We start from the raw sequence: 18,378 nt of genomic DNA on the forward strand, positions 1-18,378 counted from the left end.
TCGGCTGCGGGGTGCTGGTCAACCTGGGCGGTGACATCTCCGTCGCGGGACCGGCGCCGGACGACGGCTGGCGGATCGCCCTCGCCGACGACCACGCCCGGCCCGACCCGGACGGCGGCCCCGCCGTGGCGGTGACCGACGGGGGACTGGCGACCTCCGGTGTCCGGGTGCGCACCTGGCGCCGGGCCGGACGCGCCCTGCACCACATCGTGGATCCGGCGACCGGCGAGCCCGCCACGCCCGTCTGGCGCACGGTCACCGTCGCGGCGGCCACCTGCGTGGACGCCAACGCGGCCGCCACGGCGGCGATCGTACGGGGCGAGGGAGCCGTCGACCGGCTGCGCCGCGCTGCGCTCCCCGCCCGGCTGGTGGACCTCCACGGCCGCGTCGTGCGCGTCGGCGGCTGGCCCCCCGACGCCCCCGCACCCTCCACCGGCTCTCCCGCCCCCAACGCCGCCCCCGACAGCGCCCCCGGCTCCGGCCCGGGCCGGCAGACCACTCCCGGAGGGCCCCGATGACCGCCATGACGACCATGACGCCCCTGACGACCCTGGCCTCGGCCGGCAGCCCCCTGTGGTACGCCAGCCGCGCGGGCGGCACCGTGGCACTGCTGCTGCTCACCGCCACCGTGGCGCTCGGCATCGCCTCCGGGGGGCGGGCCGCACCGCGCCGGGCCGGCCGCTTCGAGATCGGGCTGCTGCACCGCAACCTGTCCCTGCTCACACTGGTGTTCCTCGCGGTGCACGTGGCCACCGCGGTGCTCGACCCGTTCGTCCGCCTGGGCTGGGCGGTGTCCGTGGTGCCGTTCGGCGCCTCCTACCGTCCGCTCTGGCTCGGCCTGGGCACGGTCGCGCTCGATCTGCTGCTGGCGGTCGCGGTCACCAGCGCGGTGCGGCTGCGGCTCGGGGCGCGCCGCTGGAAGGCCGTGCACTGGCTGGCCTACGCGGCCTGGCCGCTCGCCCTCTTCCACAGCGCCGGAACCGGCACCGACACCCGGCTGCCCCTCCAGCTCTGGCTCTACGCCGGATCCCTCGCCGCCGTCGTCGCGGCCGTGTGGTGGCGGCTGGCCACGGCCGGCCCGGGACATGCCGCCGGACGGCTCACCGCCGCCGTGGCCACGGCGGCCGTACCGGTGCTGCTCACCGCGTTCCTCGCCACCGGGCCGTTGCAGCCCGGCTGGGCGCAGCGTGCCGCGGCCATGACGGCGGTCCAGTCCGGAGGTGGACGGTGAGCCTCCGGGGCCCGGCGTCCGCCGCGCCGTACCGCCCGGCGTCCGCTCCCGGCGAGACCCCGGCCGCCCGTCTGCTGGCGGGCTGGTACGCCACCGGCCGGCCCGCCACGCTGGAGGAGCACCTGGACCGCTACGGGCCGCCCCCCGTCGCCGCGTCGACCGGCACCCGCACCTCCATGCCGCTGGTCCGGGCCGTGGAAGCGGCCGGGCTGACCGGCCGCGGCGGCGCCGGGTTCCCGACCGCCCGCAAGCTGCGCGCGGTGGCGGCACGGCGGGGGCGCGCCGTGGTCGTCGTCAACGCCATGGAGAGCGAACCCGCCAGCCGCAAGGACCAGTTCCTGCTCGCCGTCGCGCCCCATCTCGTCCTCGACGGTGCCGTGCTGGCCGCGGCCGCGGTCGGCGCCGATGTCGTCCATGTGTGCCTGCCTCGCGACCGCTCCGTCCAGCACCGGCAGTTGGGCGCCGCGGTGGACGTCCGCCGGCGCGCCGGCCTCGACGGCGTCGCGGTGCGGCTGCACGCGCTTCCGCACTCCTATGTCTCCAGCGAGTCGACGTCGCTGGTGAGCTGGCTGAACGGGGGTCCGGCCCGTCCGCTGGGCAGCCCGCCGCGCAGCCATGAGCGCGGCGTCGCACGGCGCCCCACGCTGGTCCACAACGCCGAGACCCTCGCCCATCTGGCCCTCCTCGCCCGCTACGGACCGGGCTGGTTCCGGCAGGCGGGCACGGCGGACGAGCCGGGCACCGTGCTCGTCACCGTCTCGGGTGCCGTCGGTGCCCCCGGTGTACTGGAGGTCGCCCTCGGCACACCGCTCGGCGCGGTCCTGGAACGCGCCGCCGGACCCACCGAGCCGCTGCGGGCGCTGCTGGTCGGCGGCTTCGCCGGCACCTGGCTCCCGGCGGAGCACCTGGACACCCCCCTGACCCGGCGTGACCTGGCCCCGCTGGGCGCCGCGCCCGGCGCGGGCGTGGTCGCCGCGCTTCCCCGCCACGCTTGCGGGCTCACCGAGACGGCCCGGATCCTCGGCTATCTGGCCGCTCACAGCGCCCGCCAGTGCGGCCCCTGCCGCCTCGGACTGCCCGCGGTGGCCGACGACTTCGGCGCGCTGGCCGCGGGGCGGGCCGGCCCGGGGCTCCTGACGCGGCTGCGCCACCGCACCGGTCTGCTGCCGGACCGGGGCGCCTGCCGCCATCCCGACGGCGCCGCCCGACTCGCCGCGTCCGCCCTGCGCTGCTTCGCCGACGACGTCGAGCACCACCTGGCCCACGGCGCCTGCGCCGCCGCCCGCCGGCCGCCCCTGCTTCCCGTACCACCCGCCACGGCCCCGGAGACATGGCGATGACCCACACCCACACCGGCGCCCACCACCGCGCCCGCACCCTGCGCATCGACCGCATCGCCTGCACGGGCCGCGGTCTGTGCGCCGAAGTGCTCCCCGAACTCATCGACCTCGACGAGTGGGGCTATCCGATCCTCAAGGACACCACGGTGCCCCCGCATCTGCGCGGGCACGCCCGCCGTGCCGTCGCCGCCTGCCCGGTCCTGGCCCTGCGTACGGACCGCGCCCGCCGCTGACCGGGGGCCCGGCGGCCACCGCCGGGTCCCGGCTCACAGGAACGCCGTGAGAGCGACCACGACGGTGAGCGCGAGCAGCGGCGGGCCCATCGGCAGCCCGCGCTCCGGCGACGGGCAGATCCCGGCGGGGCGCAGTTCCGGATGCGCCCCGAGGGCGGTGATCTCGTCCGCCATCAGGGCGTACGAGGAAGGCCGCCGCCGCAGGCGTTCCAGCCACAGCGCACCGAGTCCGTGCAGCTCCCAGGTCTCCTCACCGGCGACCCGGATCCGGACGCCGCCCTCCCGTGTGCACACGGCCGACTGCAGTCGCTCCCACGGCACGTGCCGCACCCTCCAGGCCCCGGCCAGCCACAGTCCCGAGGCGTCCGCGGTGATCCGCCAGTTGAGCAGGGTGGCCGCGAGGCTGACGAAGGTGAGAGGGCCCAGAAGCAGGACGACGCGCCAGCCGAACCCCTCCGCCGCCAGTTCACCGGCGAAGAACCGGACCCCCGCCACCACGATCAGGGCGAAGGCTGCTCCCGCCGCCCGGAACCCCTTGCCCGGGCCCCAGTGCCTCGGACCGTCCAGGGGCTTGAGCGGGCCGGCTGCCGGGTCGGCCGGGTGCCCGGCCGACGGCTCCTTTGGGAGCTCCAGGAGCGGACCCCGGCCCGCCCGGGGCAGCCGTACGGGGGCGCAGGTGCGGATGAGCAGTGGCGTACCGTCCGTCTCGGCCGTGCGGAAGTACAGTTCCGCACCCTCGTACGGGGCCCCGAACATGACGGCCGCGCGCACCCGCGTGTCCAGGAGAACCGGTTCGTCCTCGTCGTACGGATCCCCGAAGTCGGCGTACCAGAAGCCGTGTTCGTCCTCCGGACCGAGCGCCGGCACGCAGACGCAACTGAACAGCGGTGTGCGGCCTGCCGCGTCGTCGGCCGCGTACACCCAGGTGCGGCCGTCGTGGGCGACTCGTTCCCGCACGCGCAGGGCGGGCACGGGGGCGCGGCGCAGGACCGCGGCACGGCGGCGGGAGAGTACCCCCACGGCCAGCAGGGAGATTCCGGGGAGCCCGGCGGCCAGGGTCAGCAGCTGCCAGCCGGAGGCGTCGTAGGACTCGGCCGACAGCCGCCGCCACCCGCCGTCCTCCAGCACGGTCACGGTGGTTCCGGCACCGTAGTCCTCGGGGTACACGGACGGGATGTTCAGGGGCCGTCCGTCCTCGGTGCGGACGTGCACCGACTCGTCGTCCCGGCCGGTCACCCGGGTCGTGACGCGGTCGGCCCGGACCGCGTGCCGCTCGTCGGCGTGGATGCCGCGCAGGCCGAGCACGACCGCGCCCGCGGCCACGGCGCACAGGACCAGGCCGATGACGACGGGCAGCACCCCCCGGGTCAGCGGACCGACGGGTTCCGGCAACGGATGCCGGGCGCCCGCGGCGCGTTCGGCGAGGAGTCGCTGCCGCCGCCGGGCGGTCAGCCGGGCGAAGGCCGCGGCCCAGCCGAGGGCGAGCGCCGCGGACACCGCCAGGTTCGCGAGCCGCTCCGTCCCGCCGGCGCCCGGCAGCTCACCCGCCACCACCATGGCCGCGAGGGCGGGCGCGGCGACCAGGACCAGCTCCGGCAGCCGGACGTACCAGTACAACAGGCCCAGAGCGAGGCCCCATTGGAGCATGCCGGGCCAGTCGGGGCCGCAAGGGGCCGCCTCGCTGCACACGGGGACGGGCTCGGCCGCGACGGTCATGGCCATGGTGGCGACCAGCGCCAGGACGGACCAGCGGGGCCGGGCCCACGGGGCGGGCCGGCTCGCGGTCCATGCGGCGGCGTCGGCGGAATTCCAGGCGGGGGCGTCAGCGGGGGCGGCGTCGAAAGGTATCGGAACAGGAGTGTCGGACACGCGAGGATTATGCGACCACGTCTTCATCTCCCTTTCCCCGGGGGAGACGTGATCGAACAGCGCCGCGGTACCAGTAGTCTGGGAGCGCCGCGGCACCCCACCATCATCCGCCCCGGCGGAGTCACGGCATGAGGATGAACAACAGGTGCTGATCGCGGGCCGGTACCAGCTGAACACCGCCATCGGACGTGGCGCGATGGGCGAGGTCTGGCGTGCTTACGACCAGATGCTCGGCCGGCCCGTCGCCGTCAAACTCCTGCTCGCCCAGGGCACCGACCCGACCGCCGACTCCCGTTTCCGCCTGGAGGCCCAGACCGCGGGCCGGCTCCACCACCCGCATGTCGTCGGAGTCCTCGACTTCGGGGAGCAGGGCGGCCGGCTGTTCCTGGTGATGGAGCTGGTGGAGGGCGACAGCCTCGCCAAGGTGCTGTCCGACGACGGTCCGCTGCCCGCCGAAAGGGTCGCGGGCATCGCCGCGCAGGCGGCGGCCGGGCTCGCCGTCGCGCACGAACAGGGCATCGTGCACCGGGACATCAAGCCGGGCAACCTCCTCCTGGACGCCAAGGGCACGGTGAAGATCGGCGACTTCGGCATCGCCCGTTTCATGGACGACCCGTCGGGCGCGCTCACGGCGACCGGGCAGATCGTCGGTACGAGCCTGTACATCGCGCCCGAGCGGGCCCTGGGCAAGCCCGCGGGGCCGGCCAGCGACGTGTACTCCCTGGGCTGCGTGCTCTACCAACTCCTCACCGGGCGGCCCCCGTTCCTGGCCGACACCCCGATCGCGATCCTGCACCACCATCTCGACACGCCGCCCGTCCCGCCGCGCGAGCTGGGTGCCGTGCTGCCGCCCGCCTTCGAGAACTACCTCCTCGGCCTGCTCGCCAAGCGGCCCGAGGAGCGGCCCACCGCCCGGCAGGCCGCCGACTGGTTCGGCGCCGGTGCCTGGCGCGGCCGCCCCGAACCGCTCCCGGCCGCCGCCCCGGCGCCCCAGCACGTGCCTTTGGCGGTCCCGGAACCGCCGGTGCCGCCCCGGACGGGGCCGGGGCCGGCGACGACGTACAAGCTCCCCTCCGCGCCCACGCCCCCGGGCGGCCACCGGGCGGCCCATCGCCAGCGGCCGCCGGCGGCGGCCCATCGGGAGCGTCCTTCCGTGGCGGGCCACGGGGAACGCCCGCCCGCGGGAGGCCGCCGCGACCGCGCCCCGGCCGGCACCCGGCGCGAAGGGCCCTCGCTCCGCGTGCTCGCCGCCCGCAGGCCGCGCGTGGTGGGGCTGGTCGCCGCGGCGGTGCTGTTCCTCGTCGCGATGCTCGTGGGCATGGCGATGTTCTGAAATCCCGGCGTCCAGGGGCGCTGAGTTGACGGAAGATTGACCGGGAGAAGAGAAAAGGCGGCAGACGCGAACTGTATGGTCACGCGCATGCCCCCACAGCCCCCGCCTCCCTCACGCCTGCCCGTCCTTCCGTACCGCAAGCCCACGCGTGGCCGCGACTACTGGGTCCTCGACGGCGTGCTGCCCAACATCGACGAGGTCAGGGCCCGGTGTCTGGCGAAGGACGACTGGACCGAGGGGTACCCGTACACGCAGGAGAGCTGGCCGGGGCTGCGGACCATGCCGGGGCTCGAACCGGGCGAACTCGACCGCGTGGAACGGCTGGTGCGCAAGGAGACGGGTGCGCGGCGGCTGTGGCAGGAGACGGCCCCCGGCGGCGGCACCCTCAACCACAACTGCGTCCAGGTCGTCGGCGAGCACGAGGGCGAACCGCGACCGCACACCGACTCGCGCGCGCTGTGCCGCTACGCCGCGGTGCTCTACCTCAGCCCCGGCATTCCCAAGGACTGCGGCACCAGCTTCTACCGGCAGAGCCTGCCGGGCGGCGTCCTCGGCGGCAACCTGGTGCAGGCACCGCACAACAACCTGGTCGAGGCGCTGGGCACGCGGTACGTGCCGGAGGACGCGTTCACCGAGGACGTACGTGTGCCGCAGCGCTACAACCGGCTGCTCCTGTACAAGGCCAACATCATGCACAGCGCGACCGGTTACTGGGGCAGCACCCTGGAGGAGAAGCGCATGACGGCCGTCTTCTTCTGGATGGCCTGACCACCGGAAGCCGGCCCCGGCCCGGAGCCGGGCCGGGGAACTCGTCGTCAGCGCGGGGTGAGCGGAAGGGCGTCCGTGTACCCGTTCACCGGCCGGGGGACCCGCTCGACGGTACGGACGTCCAGCGCGACCGGCGCCGAGGCCGTGCCGAGGGTGCCGCCGGGGTGCCAGGTACCGGTGACCGTCACCCAGGTGTCGGCGGGGAGCCCGGGACCCCCGTACATCCGCACCTTCACCGACTGCGCGTCCGCCGCGCAGCACGAGAGGATGAGCCGGGTCAGGTCCCAGCCGCTCCCCTTGCCGGGCGTGACGAAACCGGTCATCCGGACGGTGCGCCCCTCGATGGCCCGCGTGTGGTCCTGCTGCACCCGGGTGGTGAAGTCCGTGAGGGTCATGGGCAGCGGGGAGGTCGCGGGCAGCGGGTCGAACCGCTCCTGCACCCGCACCGTCCTGGGCGCCTCGCGCGCGGCGGTGTAGGCGCCGAGGGCGGGCGGCGCGTAGAGGAGCAGGCTGAGCGCCGGCAGGAGCAGCAGCCAGGCGATGTGGGGCACCGTGGAGTGGTCGTGGCCGTGCGCGTGCCCGTCCGGTCCGCCGCCGTCACCGTCCTCGTGTTCCTCCCCCTCCCGGGCGGGAACCGCCCCCGCCACCCCCAGCACGAGCAGCAGCACCCCCGACGCGATCAGCAGCGGGCGCAGCCCCTCCTTGACGTACCGCAGGTACAGGTCGGTGAAGAGGGATGCGTGCAGCAGGCCCAGCCCGCTGAGGACGACCACGGCCACCTGGGCAGAGCGTTTCACAGCAGGGCCCCTCCGATCAGCGCGCTGCAGACGACGGCGACCACGGTGGTCGCGGAGGAGAAGCGGAACGCGAAGGCCCGGCCGAACGTACCGGCCTGAAGGGCGATCAGCTTGAGGTCGACCATCGGCCCGACCACCATGAACGCCAGCCGTGCCACGGGCGAGAAGCCGCTGAGCGAGGCGGCCACGAACGCGTCGGCCTCCGAGCAGACCGCGAGGACGACGGCGAGGCCCGCCAGGAAGAGCACCGACAGCCAGGGCGAGCCGGAGAAGGCGTCGAGCACCGAACGCGGAACCACCACGTTGAACGTGGCGGCGGCCATGGCCCCCAGGACGAGAAAGCCGCCCGCGTGCAGGAAGTCGTGCTGGAAGCCGAGCCGGAACTCCCGCAGCCGGCTGTGTCCCGGCCGGTGCCCGGTGTGGCGCACGACGGGCCGCAGCCACTCCTCGCGCCCCAGCCAGAGCCACAGCCAGCCCATCACGGCGGCGGTGGCGAGCGAGGCGAGCAGCCGGGCCGCCACCATGGCGGGGCTGCCGGGGAAGGCGATGGCCGTGGCGGTCAGCACGACAGGGTTGACCGCCGGTGCCGACAGCAGGAACGCGAACGCGGCGGCCGGGGTGACACCGCGGCGGATCAGGCTGTTCGCGACCGGCACCGACGCGCACTCGCAGCCGGGCAGCACCACGCCGGCGACTCCTGCCACCGGGACCGCGAGCGCGGGCCGCTTGGGCAGCACCCGGCTGAACACACGCGCCGGCACGAACGCGTTGATCGCGCCGGACAGGGCCGTGCCGAGCAGCAGGAACGGCAGCGCCTGCACGGTGACGGCGAGACACACCGTCCGCCAGGCGGCGACCGCCGGGTCGTCCGGGCCCCGGACGGCGACGACGGTCGCGGCGGAGGCGACCACGGGGAGCGCGGCGAGGAGCGGCCAGGGCAGGGGCTTGGGGGGTATGGGCGCGTCGGCGGTCGCCGTGGGGGCCACGGCGACCGTCTGCGTCGGTTCATCCGTCTTCTGCATCCTCGCTCCGGATTGTCAGATCGTCTGACCGAACATAGCGGTCACCGGTCCCACACCCCGTACCGCCACACCCTTACTTGTCAGCAATGGGATTCATTTTCATGTAGCGTGCGGACTGCCGGAGGAGGCCGGCCGGCCCGCGAGAGCCGCCCCCTCGGGACACCGCCTGCCGCGGGAACGGCGGACAACCCCAAGAGCGTCTCCGTGCACCGCCAGTACCGGGAGCACGACGTCTCCTTCCATCTGCGCAACGCCGCCGCCTGGGCCGACCGGGCCACCGGCCACGCCCTCGCCTCCCAGGTCGACCCGGGCTTCCGGCACGGCCCGGAGGCGTTCCAGTCCACTCGATGCACCACCCGGTGAACCACCCCACCCCTCACAGACAGGACGGCCCCCTATGTCGCTCGACGTCTCCCCCCAGCTGCTCGCCGAAGCCGAGTCGGGTCCAATCCGGCAGGAGGACTTCCTGGAAACAGTCCGTACGTCCCTGCCGTACGCATACGACCTGATCGCCCGCCTGGCGGCCGAACTGGACTCCGGATCGGCCGAGTTCGCCGACAACCGGACCCCGCCGCCGTCGGAGAGGGAGCGCGGGCAGCTCCTGCGGGCGCTGTCCAGCGACGCGATCCGGGGCGGCCTGGAGCGCCACTTCGGGGTGGCCCTCGCCTTCCAGAACTGCCACCGGGTGGCCGTCTTCCGTCCCGAGGACCGCGGCTGCGAGACCCACACGCGCTTCACGTCGCCGCGCGCACAGATCCTCAACCAGTCACCCGGACTGCGCGACTGCTGACCGCTCCCGGGGCCGGCCCCGTGCGGCTCACGGTGTGACGACTCCCACACCGTGAGCCGCGGAATTTTGCCTGTTCAAGAGGCTCCCCACACCGTCGGGCCCGTACTTCTGGACGTCGGAGCAATCAGGAGGTGCCATGCGCATTTCGCGGAACGCGGCGGGAACCCTCTTCCTGGCGGGTGCCCTGACGATGACGCTGACGGCGCTCGTCTATCCGTCGATGCTGGGCGTGCAGAAGGTCTCGAGCGCGCCGTCCCGCGTGATCGCCACCACCTCCTCGGGACCGCTGACCGAGGCGGACCGCGACTTCGTCGTCAAGGTGCGGGCCGCGGGCCTGTGGGAGTTCCCGTCCGGGGAGATGGCCCTGAAGAAGGGCACGACGCAGGCCGTCCGCACCGCCGGGCAGCACCTGATCGACGGACACGCCAACCTCGACGCCACCTGCCGCAAGGTGGCCGCGCAGCTGGGCATCATCCTGCCGAACCAGCCGAGCCCCCAGCAGCAGGGCTTCGTGCAGACGCTGACCGCGGACACGGGCAAGAAGTTCGACGAGGACCTCGCCAACATCCTGCGCGTGACGCACGGCCAGATCTTCCCGGCCATCGCCGACATCCGCGCCACCACGAAGAACACCCTGGTCCGCCGGCTGGCCGACCAGGCCAACGACACGGTCCTCGACCACATCACGGTGCTGGAGCAGACGGGCCTCGTGAACTTCGACCAGGTCCTGTTCCAGGAGACGACCCCGCCGAAGCTCCCGAGCAGCGACATGACCCCGCCGGTCCCGCAGCCGGGCGAGCCGACCGTGATCCTCTCCCCGCCGGCGGGCTTCACCCCGCCGCCCTCGACGATGCCGTCGCCGCAGCCGACCCTGGGCTGAGGGCCGGCTGCCCCCACGAGCGGAGAAAGGCGGGCCCGGCGCTCACCGGGGGAGAAGAGCGCCGGGCCCGTGGAGGATGGCCGAAGGGACGCAGGAGGCGTCATACGGGATACGGGATAGGGGTCAGACGGTGCCGTACGGTGACACGTGTCCCGCACCGGGCATGAGGTCCCCCATCGTCATACGCCCGCACCCGGACGACGGCGAAGGGCAGCACAAAGCCGCCGGGACCGTGGCCGGGAGGAATGGCCGAAGAAAACGCCGGACTCACCGGTCACGCGAGTCACAGCTCGGGCACATAGTCGATCACCCGGCACTCACTGTCAACCTCGTTGAATCTCTGACCATTTCGGTGCGCGTCCTTCCGACGCTCCGGGCGCCGGGGGACTCCCGATCGGCCGACCGGGGCGCACCGGCCCCGCGCTGCACGCGAGGCACGACGACCGGTTCCGTACCGTTCCCCGTATGAACTTCTGGTCGATCTATGAACAGGGCTTCGCGCGGATCGCGGCGTGCACCGGCCATGCCGCCATCGCCGACCCGCCCGCCAACGCGGAGGCGGTGCTGCGGCAGGCGCGCCGATGCGCCGAGCAGGGGGTCGCCGTCGCCGTCTTCCCGGAACTCTGCCTCACCGGCTATTCGATCGAGGACCTCCTGCTGCAGGACGCGCTGCTCGACGAGGTCGAGGAGGCCCTGCGGACCGTGGTGGCCGGGTCGGCGGAGCTGATGACGGTGCTCGTCGTCGGCGCCCCGCTGCGCCACCGCCACCGGATCTACAACTGCGCGGTGATCGTGCACCGCGGCCGGATCCTGGGCGTCACCCCCAAGTCCTATCTGCCGACCTACCGGGAGTTCTACGAGCGGCGGCAGCTCGCCGCGGGCGACGACGAGCGCGGCGGGACGATCCTCGTCGGCGGCGCGACCGTGCCGTTCGGCGTCGACCTGCTCTTCGCGGCGCAGGACGTACCCGGGCTGGTGCTGCACGCGGAGATCTGCGAGGACATGTGGGTCCCGGTGCCGCCGAGCACCGAGGCGGCGCTGGCCGGTGCGACCGTCCTCGCCAACCTCTCGGGCAGCCCGATCACGGTCGGCCGGGCCGAGGACCGGCGGCTGCTGTGCCGCTCGGCGTCCTCGCGCTGCCTGGCCGCCTACGTCTACGCGGCGGCCGGTCTCGGCGAGTCGACCACCGACCTGTCCTGGGACGGGCAGACCATGATCTACGAGAACGGCGTCCTGCTGGCCGAGACCGACCGGTTCCCGCTCGGCGACCAGTACGCGGTGGCCGACGTGGACCTCGGTCTGCTGCAGCAGGAGCGCCGTCGGACGGGCACCTTCGACGACAACCGCCGTGCCCACGCCGCACGCACCGACGGCTTCCGGCAGGTGCCGTTCCGGCTCGACCCGCCGACGACGGACCTCGGGCTGCTGCGCCGGGTCGAGCGGTTCCCGTTCGTGCCGGCCGACCCCGACCGCCTCGCCCAGGACTGCTACGAGGCGTACCACATCCAGGTCGCGGGCCTGCAGCAGCGGCTGGCGGCGATCGGCGGCCCGAAGGTCGTCATCGGGGTGTCCGGCGGCCTCGACTCCACCCACGCGCTGATCGTCGCCGCCCGGGCGATGGACCGCGCCGACCGCCCGCGCAGCGACATCCTGGCCTTCACCCTGCCCGGCTTCGCCACCAGCGAGCACACCAAGGACAACGCCCACAAGCTGATGCGCGCGCTCGGCGTCACCGCGGCCGAGCTGGACATCACACCGACCGCGCGGCTCATGCTCAAGGAGCTCGGCCACCCGTTCTCCGCCGGCGAGCCGGAGTACGACATCACCTTCGAGAACGTGCAGGCCGGACTGCGCACCGACTACCTGTTCCGGCTGGCCAACCAGCGCGGGGGCATCGTGCTCGGCACCGGGGACCTGTCCGAACTGGCGCTCGGCTGGTGCACCTACGGCGTCGGCGACCAGATGAGCCACTACAACGTCAACTCCGGCGTGCCCAAGACGCTCATCCAGCATCTGATCCGCTGGGTCATCGACAGCGGGCAGTTCGGCGAGCAGACCGGCCGGACGCTGACCGCGATCCTCGACACGGAGATCAGCCCGGAGCTCGTGCCCGGCGAGGAGCTGCAGTCCACGGAGTCCAAGATCGGCCCGTACGCACTGCACGACTTCACGCTCTTCCACGTGCTCCGCCACGGCTTCCGGCCGTCGAAGATCGCCTTCCTGGCCTGGCACGCGTGGCACGACCGGAACGCGGGGGCGTGGCCGCCCAACTTCCCCGAGCCCAAGAGGACGGCCTACGACCTGCCGGAGATCCGGCACTGGCTGGAGGTCTTCTGCCGCCGCTTCTTCGGGTTCGCGCAGTTCAAGCGGTCGGCCATGCCGAACGGGCCGAAGGTGTCGGCCGGCGGCTCCCTCTCGCCGCGCGGCGACTGGCGCGCGCCGTCCGACAGTACGGCGGGGGCCTGGCTGCGCGACCTCGCCCGCTGGGACACGACCGACGCCGAAGGATAGCCCGGGCTCGCCATGCCGCCCGCGGACCGGATCCGGGTGGGCAGGCCGCCCCCGTGCCGGACGGGGGGCCGTCCCCACTCCGGATCCGCCTGCCTGCCGGAGTGTCCGTGCCCCGGCCCGTGCCCGGTGTGAGGAGGCATGGTCACTCGACAGACCGCCCCTTCACCGCTTCTTACGGGGACTCTCGCAGAAAGCCCCGGCGTCCACGCCGGGGCTGAATGCACCTCAAGACTGCGCCGGCCGCTCGGCCTGCGGGTTCCGGGACGGCCCGAAGCCTCTCCACGTCCGTGAATGGACGTGCGGCGAGTGCAAGACCGTGCACGACCGCGACCACTACGCAGTCCGCAACGTCCGCTACGAAGGACGCCGGATCGTCGCCGCCGGACGGGCGGAGACACCGAACGCCTGTGGAGCGTCGGTGAGACGGGCCCCGTGCCCGCACGGCGCGGTGAAGCAGGAAGCCCCCGGAAGGGTCACACGGCCCAGGCCGGAATCCCTGGACCCCAAAGCCAGAAAGCACGTCAATGGCATGATGAATCGCATGGCGGATCGGGACGACCCGGAGACCATCGGGCGCAGGGTGCAGCGGCTGCGGCATGAACGTGGCCTGACCCAGAAGCAGCTGGCCGAGCCCGCCTACACGCCCGCGTACATCTCCACCCTGGAGTCCGGCCGCGTCCGCCCGTCCGACGAGGCGCTGAAGCATCTCGCAGGGCGGCTCGGCGTCGCCTTCGACGAGCTGGCCACCGGCCGCCCGGCCCATCTCGCCACCGGTCTGCGCCTCAGGCTCACGGACGCCCAGCGCACCCTCGCCACCGGCGAGGCGGAGATCGCCGCCGAGCAGTACCGCGAGCTTCTCGGCGAGGCCGACGCACACGGGCTCGTCGCCGAGCAGGCCGCCGCGCTGCTCGGGCTCGGCGAGTGCGCGCTGGAGCTGGGCGACCTGGCGACCGGACGGCAGTTCTTCGAACGGGCGGAGGAGCGGCTGGGCGACGCGCCCCTGCCCAGCCGGGTCCCGGCCCTGCGCGGCCGCGCCGTCTCCCACTACCTCGCCGGTGAACTCCGCTACGCCTGCTACCTGCTGGAGTCGACCCTCGACGAGCTCAATCGCTCAGGACTGCACGACCCGGACGCCCTGCTGCTGCTCTACGCGAGCGCCATAGGCCCGTACATGGACATGGGCGCGCACGCCCGGGCGGCCCAGGCTGCAGAGTTCGCCCTGGCGCTCGCGCCCCAGGTCAAGGACCCGGCACTGGTCGCGCGCATGCACCGGTCGGTGGCGCGCACGCTCATCGCGGAGGGCCGGATCGCGGAGGCGGACGCCTCCCTGGTGAAGGCGGCCGAACTCTACCGGCAGCTGCAGATCCGCACCGAGCTGGCCAACTGCCACTGGATGCGCGGCTACCTGTATGCGCAGAACGGCGAACTGGAGCGGTCCGAGAGCGAGTTGCGCGAGGCCCTCGCCATGCTCTCCGCGACCCGGGCGGCCCTCTACCGCAGCCAGGCCGTGGTGGAGCTGGCGGACGTGCTGCACCGGCGCGGCGAGTCGGCCGAGGCGGCGGCCCTGCTGCACGAGGTGCTGGGCGACATCGGGCCCGAGCGCGGCGCCGTGCACTCCGCCGCCGCGCACCGTCTGCTGGGCATCATCGCGGAGGACGCGCGCGACACGGAGGCCGCGGAGGAGCACTACGTCCGTGCGCTGAGCCTGCTGGAGCGGGCGGGCGCGGCGGGCGACCTGGCGGACCTGTGCCGGCTGCTCGGCGATCTGCTGCGCCGTACGGGCCGGGTGGAGGCGGCCCTGGACGCCTATCGCACGGGCCTCGGCCATCGCACCGCCCCGGGCACGACGACCCTGGGCCCGGCACCGGCCCAGCCGCCGTTGTAGGGCGCGCCTACGGTGTGACGACCGCGAACTCCCGCTCCGGCTGCGTCACATACGAGAACAGCCGCTTCAGCAGGCCCCGGTCGCCCTCCGTCTCGATGCCCGCGAGTCCCTTGCCCGACAGCAGGCCGAGGAGTTCAGGGCGGGTCAGGGTGAGCGTCAGACCCGCGTACGGCTTCGGCGTGCGGTGCAGCGGCAGGCTGCGGTGGGTGAGCGCGCCGTGCTCCAGGTTGAGCCGGTGCCGGCGCTGTTCGTCGACCACGACCAGGTCGATGATCAGCCGCGGCTCGTTCGCCGCGCGCGGGCCGTCGATGCGGATCGCGATGGAGTCCAGCAGCATGCCCACACTGAGCGCCGACGTCATCTCGGCGGTGTCCGTGGTGACATCGGCCCCGCCCGTGCCCGTGCGCAGTTCCAGCGCGCCGGTCAGATAGACGTTCCGCCAGGACCCGCTCTCGGCCCCGTGCCCGAGCCGCTGGTACACACCGGCCAGCGCCTCCTTCGCCTCCTGGTCGGCGGGGTCGGCGAAGACGAGGTGGTTGAGGAGGGTGGCGGCGAAGCGCAGGTCGCCGGCGTCGGCATACCGGCGGGCCGCCACGAGCATCGCCCCCGGCCCGCCCGCCACCTCCACGTACCGCTTGGCGAGTTCGGCCGGCGGGTGCTCCCACAGGTGGGCGGGGTTGCCGTCGTACCAGCCCATGTAGCGCTGGTAGACGGCCTTGACGTTGTGGTTGAGGGACCCGTAGTAGCCCCGTGCGTGCCAGGCGTTCTCCAGGGCGGGCGGCAGCCGGAGCTCCTCCGCGATCTCCGGGCCGGTCAGGCCGCTGTTCAGCAGCCGCAGGGTCTGGTCGTGGAGGTACGCGTACAGGTCCCGCTGCTCCGCCAGCAGGCGCACGACGTTCTCGTGCCCCCAGGTGGGCCAGTGGTGGGAGGCGAAGGCCACGTCGTAGGCGTCTCCGAAGAAGTCGATGGCCTCGTCGAGGTGGCGGGACCAGACCCGGGCATCGCGGACGGGGGCGCCGCGCAGGGTCAGGATGTTGTGCTGGGTGTGTGTGACGTTCTCGGCGAGGCACAGCGCGCGCTGCTCGGAAAAGAGGAAGTTCATCTCGGCCGGCGCCTCGGTGCCCGGCGTCAGCTGGAACAGCATCCGGACGCCGTCGACGGTCTCCGTCTGCCCCGTGTGCGTGATGTCGACGGTCGGCGGTACGAGGGTGACCGTGCCGCCGGACCTGATCGTGCCGAGACCGGTGCCGATGTGCCCGTCGGGCGCCTTCGGCAGCCGCACTCCGTGCACGAACCCGGAGCGGCGGGCCACCGCGGGACCGGCGAACACGTTCTCGCTGACCGCGGCCTCCAGGAAGCCGGCTGGGGCGAGGACCGGCACACCCGCCTCCTTGCCGCGCGGCAGCACTCCCCGCGCGCCGCCGAAGTGGTCGACGTGGGAGTGGGTGTACACCAGCCCGGTGACGGGCCGCGGGCCTCGTTCCCTGCGGTAGACGGCGAGGGCGGCCGCCGCGCACTCGGCGGAGATGAGCGGGTCGACGACGATGACGCCGCTGTGGCCCTCCACGAGCGTCATATTGGCCAGGTCGAGCCCGCGCACCTGGTAGAGGCCCTCGGTCACCTCGTACAGCCCCTGCCGCGCGCACAGCTGCGACTGCCGCCACAGACTGGGGTGCGCGGTGCCGGGGCGGTCCGCGTCCAGGAAACCGTAGGCGTCCCCGTCCCACACCACGCGCCCGTCCTCGGTCGTCACCACCCGGGGAGTGAGGGCGGCGACGAACCCGCGATCGGCGTTGTCGAAGTCGGTCCGGTCCTCGAAGGGCGGCAGACCGTCACGGGGCGGGGCGTCCATGGGGCCAGCTTCAACGCGGGGGACGCCGGGGGCCAGCGGTGGGGGACCGTTCGAGGCGCCCGGGACCTCGGCCCGGCACGGCGCGCTACCGATACGGTCCGGGCAGCGGGCCCATGAGGACCGGGCGGGTGAGGACCGGGCGGGTGAGGACCGGGCGGGTGAGGACCGGGCGGGTGAGGACCGGGCGGGTGAGGACCGGGCGGGTGAGGACCGGCCGGGTAAGTGCACTTGAGTGCGGCAGGTTGCTGACCCCTCGTCAACTTCTTTCTCCGGGGGCGGACCCGGTCCTTCGCCTGGCCCTCTTCCCGCCGGGCCACTCCGGCCCCTAGGTTGGGGAACACGTTAAGTGTGCTTGATTCGTCGCTGTCATTGCGAGGTCGGTTGCCGTGCCCGGACACCCTCCCGTACACCACGGGCACATCCCCGCGCGGTACGTCAGGGGACTCGGCGCGGCCGTCGTGGCCGTGGCCACGCTGATCACAGCGGCCAACGCGGGCCCCGCCCGGGCCGCCGGCCCGGGGCCGGAGCCGGTCCGGCACACCAGGCCCTCCCAGCCGGCCGGGGACGCCCCGCCCACCCGGCACATCGGCGACGCCCAGTGCCCCCAGGGTCCCGGCGCCCCTGGCCCCCGGCGGCCGGCGCCGGCCGGCTAGCCGGGGACGCGCTGGTCCTGCCTCAGTTCCTCCAAGTGCAGCCGTACGTGCCGGAGCGCGCCCTCGCGGCGGCCCGGCACCCGTTCGCGCAGGCCGGCCAGGGCGGGCCCCAGGGCGCGGGCCCGGGCCACATCGCGCATGCGGCCCCACTGGTGGTGGGCCCGGTCGACGGCCGCCTCCACCGCCGGATCCCCGGGGTCCTGGCCCGCCGAGAGCCGGGCGGCGGCGACCGCCATCCAGGTCTCGCAGCTGTGGCCGGGGTCCCCGGCGAGCATCGCCAGGTCGGCGCGGACCTCCATCCAGTGCAGGGCCTCCTCGGAGCCTGCACCGTGCTCTCGCACCGCCGCCCGCTCCCACCGCTCGGCGAGCGCGGCCGCCTCCGCGTGCCGCCCTTCCTGAACGGCGGCCGTGAGCGCGGCGTGCGGGTCGGGCGGTGCCGGAACGGCGGCCGGGGGCGGCGCGGGGGTGGAGAGTGCGGTGGGCCGGGGCGTCTGCGGGGCCGGGGAGCCGCCCTGCGGGAACGGCGCGCTCCACGCCGGTGCGAGGATGACGTCCCCCTGGGGGGCGGCCTCCGCATACGCCCTGGTCAGCGCCTGGTGGTGGAGGGTCGCCGGGTCCGGGCGGTGGCCGCTGCGCAGGATCGTCGCCAGGGCCTTCATATAGGCCGGGGCCGCCGGCGCGCGGCGCGGGGGCGGCGGCGCGAGGCGGCCGTAGAGCGTGACCGAGGGCCCGCAGTCGAGGATGGGGGTACCCCCCGTCCGAGCGAAGCCGAGAGCTTGGGAGAGGGTGTGCAGGTGCCGCCAGGTCTCCGGGTCGGCGTGCAGGTCCGCGAACACCGTGCTGGTGCCGGGCGGGCGCAGCCGCAGCTCCTCGCGGATCCAGTGCCAGGGGAAGCCGGTGTAGCGGACCGTCGCGGGTGTGGTGCGGGCCAGCGCCAGGTGCGGCAGGTGCTGGCGGCGGTCGAGCTGCAGCTGCCCGGTGACGTACACCGTCAGCGGGCCGGGGGCGGCCGCCGCGGCGCGCAGCCGGGTGAGGACGGCCTGCGGCTCCAGCGGGTCGGCGAGTTCGACCACGTTCGCGGTGTCCGTCCCGGACAGCACCGGCGGGGCGACGGCCGCGAGCACCGGGAGCACGGAGGCCGCGTCCACCAGGCACCCCTTGCCCGCCGGCGAGGCCGCGAGCAGCAGCACGGTTCCGGGCATGCGTTCCCTCCC

General features: G+C 74.1%; 16 protein-coding genes. 11 read left to right on the forward strand and 5 right to left on the reverse strand.

Annotated elements, in window-relative coordinates:
• The 4 genes from ACFSL4_RS23685 to ACFSL4_RS23700 form a co-directional block, all read left to right on the forward strand.
• On the forward strand, positions 1-518 hold a 518-nt coding region (locus ACFSL4_RS23685), incomplete at its 5' end, for an FAD:protein FMN transferase (protein WP_381086412.1).
• The gene (locus tag ACFSL4_RS23690; protein ID WP_381086415.1) at positions 515-1,231 is read left to right on the forward strand and encodes a ferric reductase-like transmembrane domain-containing protein; all 717 of its coding nucleotides are present in this window, start codon (positions 515-517) and stop codon (positions 1,229-1,231) included. The genes ACFSL4_RS23685 and ACFSL4_RS23690, both read left to right, overlap by 4 nt.
• The gene (locus ACFSL4_RS23695; RefSeq protein ID WP_381086418.1) at positions 1,228-2,571 is read left to right on the forward strand and encodes an NADH-ubiquinone oxidoreductase-F iron-sulfur binding region domain-containing protein; all 1,344 of its coding nucleotides are present in this window, start codon (positions 1,228-1,230) and stop codon (positions 2,569-2,571) included. The genes ACFSL4_RS23690 and ACFSL4_RS23695 overlap by 4 nt, the downstream gene beginning before the upstream one ends.
• The gene (locus ACFSL4_RS23700; protein ID WP_381086421.1) at positions 2,568-2,804 is read left to right on the forward strand and encodes a ferredoxin; all 237 of its coding nucleotides are present in this window, start codon (positions 2,568-2,570) and stop codon (positions 2,802-2,804) included. The genes ACFSL4_RS23695 and ACFSL4_RS23700 overlap by 4 nt, the downstream gene beginning before the upstream one ends.
• A 33-nt stretch (positions 2,805-2,837) precedes the next feature.
• Here the strand turns inward: ACFSL4_RS23700 and ACFSL4_RS23705 are convergent, their stop codons facing one another.
• The gene (locus ACFSL4_RS23705; protein ID WP_381086424.1) at positions 2,838-4,673 is read right to left on the reverse strand and encodes a hypothetical protein; all 1,836 of its coding nucleotides are present in this window, start codon (positions 4,671-4,673) and stop codon (positions 2,838-2,840) included.
• 145 nt (positions 4,674-4,818) lie between these two features.
• On the opposite strand from ACFSL4_RS23705, the gene ACFSL4_RS23710 reads away from it, so the two are divergent.
• Both ACFSL4_RS23710 and ACFSL4_RS23715 read left to right on the forward strand, forming a co-directional pair.
• Entirely contained in the window at positions 4,819-6,006 is a 1,188-nt protein-coding gene (locus tag ACFSL4_RS23710) for a serine/threonine-protein kinase (RefSeq protein ID WP_381086427.1), read from the forward strand.
• A gap of 87 nt (positions 6,007-6,093) precedes the next feature.
• Complete coding sequence (locus ACFSL4_RS23715) at positions 6,094-6,774, forward strand: DUF6445 family protein (RefSeq protein ID WP_381086430.1); 681 nt, start codon at positions 6,094-6,096, stop codon at positions 6,772-6,774.
• 47 nt (positions 6,775-6,821) lie between these two features.
• Here ACFSL4_RS23715 and ACFSL4_RS23720 read toward each other — a convergent pair whose 3' ends face one another.
• Positions 6,822-7,571 (reverse strand): TIGR03943 family putative permease subunit, encoded by a 750-nt coding sequence (locus tag ACFSL4_RS23720; RefSeq protein WP_381086433.1) that lies wholly within the window; start codon positions 7,569-7,571, stop codon positions 6,822-6,824.
• The gene (locus ACFSL4_RS23725) at positions 7,568-8,593 is read right to left on the reverse strand and encodes a permease (protein ID WP_381086436.1); all 1,026 of its coding nucleotides are present in this window, start codon (positions 8,591-8,593) and stop codon (positions 7,568-7,570) included. Before ACFSL4_RS23725 ends, ACFSL4_RS23720 begins: the two co-directional genes overlap by 4 nt.
• A 204-nt stretch (positions 8,594-8,797) precedes the next feature.
• Between ACFSL4_RS23725 and ACFSL4_RS23730 the strand changes: the two genes are divergently transcribed.
• From ACFSL4_RS23730 to ACFSL4_RS23750, 5 genes are all read left to right on the forward strand, one after another.
• The gene (locus ACFSL4_RS23730; RefSeq protein WP_381086439.1) at positions 8,798-8,956 is read left to right on the forward strand and encodes a hypothetical protein; all 159 of its coding nucleotides are present in this window, start codon (positions 8,798-8,800) and stop codon (positions 8,954-8,956) included.
• A 34-nt stretch (positions 8,957-8,990) separates the two neighbouring features.
• The gene (locus tag ACFSL4_RS23735; protein WP_381086441.1) at positions 8,991-9,383 is read left to right on the forward strand and encodes an SCO5389 family protein; all 393 of its coding nucleotides are present in this window, start codon (positions 8,991-8,993) and stop codon (positions 9,381-9,383) included.
• A gap of 136 nt (positions 9,384-9,519) precedes the next feature.
• Positions 9,520-10,263 carry a DUF4142 domain-containing protein gene (locus ACFSL4_RS23740; RefSeq protein ID WP_381086444.1) on the forward strand — a complete coding sequence of 248 codons (744 nt, stop codon included), beginning with the start codon at positions 9,520-9,522 and terminating at the stop codon, positions 10,261-10,263.
• 465 nt (positions 10,264-10,728) lie between these two features.
• The gene (locus ACFSL4_RS23745) at positions 10,729-12,774 is read left to right on the forward strand and encodes an NAD(+) synthase (protein WP_381086446.1); all 2,046 of its coding nucleotides are present in this window, start codon (positions 10,729-10,731) and stop codon (positions 12,772-12,774) included.
• 541 nt (positions 12,775-13,315) lie between these two features.
• Positions 13,316-14,659 (forward strand): helix-turn-helix domain-containing protein, encoded by a 1,344-nt coding sequence (locus ACFSL4_RS23750; protein ID WP_381086448.1) that lies wholly within the window; start codon positions 13,316-13,318, stop codon positions 14,657-14,659.
• Between the two features lie 7 nt (positions 14,660-14,666).
• Here the strand turns inward: ACFSL4_RS23750 and ACFSL4_RS23755 are convergent, their stop codons facing one another.
• Positions 14,667-16,511, reverse strand: a complete 1,845-nt coding sequence (locus tag ACFSL4_RS23755; protein WP_381086451.1) for an alkyl/aryl-sulfatase — start codon at positions 16,509-16,511, stop codon at positions 14,667-14,669.
• 649 nt (positions 16,512-17,160) lie between these two features.
• Positions 17,161-18,366 carry a hypothetical protein gene (locus ACFSL4_RS23760; protein ID WP_381086454.1) on the reverse strand — a complete coding sequence of 402 codons (1,206 nt, stop codon included), beginning with the start codon at positions 18,364-18,366 and terminating at the stop codon, positions 17,161-17,163.
• Positions 18,367-18,378 lie beyond the last annotated feature (12 nt).

The sequence above is a fragment of the Streptomyces caeni genome (assembly GCF_042678285.1).
GTDB lineage: Bacteria > Actinomycetota > Actinomycetes > Streptomycetales > Streptomycetaceae > Streptomyces > Streptomyces caeni.

Bases quoted from the DNA above. Each gene is read 5' to 3' on its own strand.
- ACFSL4_RS23755 (WP_381086451.1), bottom strand. From the start codon at position 16,511: ATGGACGCCCCGCCCCGTGACGGTCTGCCGCCCTTCGAGGACCGGACC.
- ACFSL4_RS23725 (WP_381086436.1), bottom strand. From the start codon at position 8,593: ATGCAGAAGACGGATGAACCGACGCAGACGGTCGCCGTGGCCCCCACG.
- ACFSL4_RS23750 (WP_381086448.1), top strand. From the start codon at position 13,316: ATGGCGGATCGGGACGACCCGGAGACCATCGGGCGCAGGGTGCAGCGG.
- ACFSL4_RS23740 (WP_381086444.1), top strand. From the start codon at position 9,520: ATGCGCATTTCGCGGAACGCGGCGGGAACCCTCTTCCTGGCGGGTGCC.
- ACFSL4_RS23715 (WP_381086430.1), top strand. From the start codon at position 6,094: ATGCCCCCACAGCCCCCGCCTCCCTCACGCCTGCCCGTCCTTCCGTAC.
- ACFSL4_RS23700 (WP_381086421.1), top strand. From the start codon at position 2,568: ATGACCCACACCCACACCGGCGCCCACCACCGCGCCCGCACCCTGCGC.
- ACFSL4_RS23735 (WP_381086441.1), top strand. From the start codon at position 8,991: ATGTCGCTCGACGTCTCCCCCCAGCTGCTCGCCGAAGCCGAGTCGGGT.
- ACFSL4_RS23690 (WP_381086415.1), top strand. From the start codon at position 515: ATGACCGCCATGACGACCATGACGCCCCTGACGACCCTGGCCTCGGCC.
- ACFSL4_RS23745 (WP_381086446.1), top strand. From the start codon at position 10,729: ATGAACTTCTGGTCGATCTATGAACAGGGCTTCGCGCGGATCGCGGCG.
- ACFSL4_RS23760 (WP_381086454.1), bottom strand. From the start codon at position 18,366: ATGCCCGGAACCGTGCTGCTGCTCGCGGCCTCGCCGGCGGGCAAGGGG.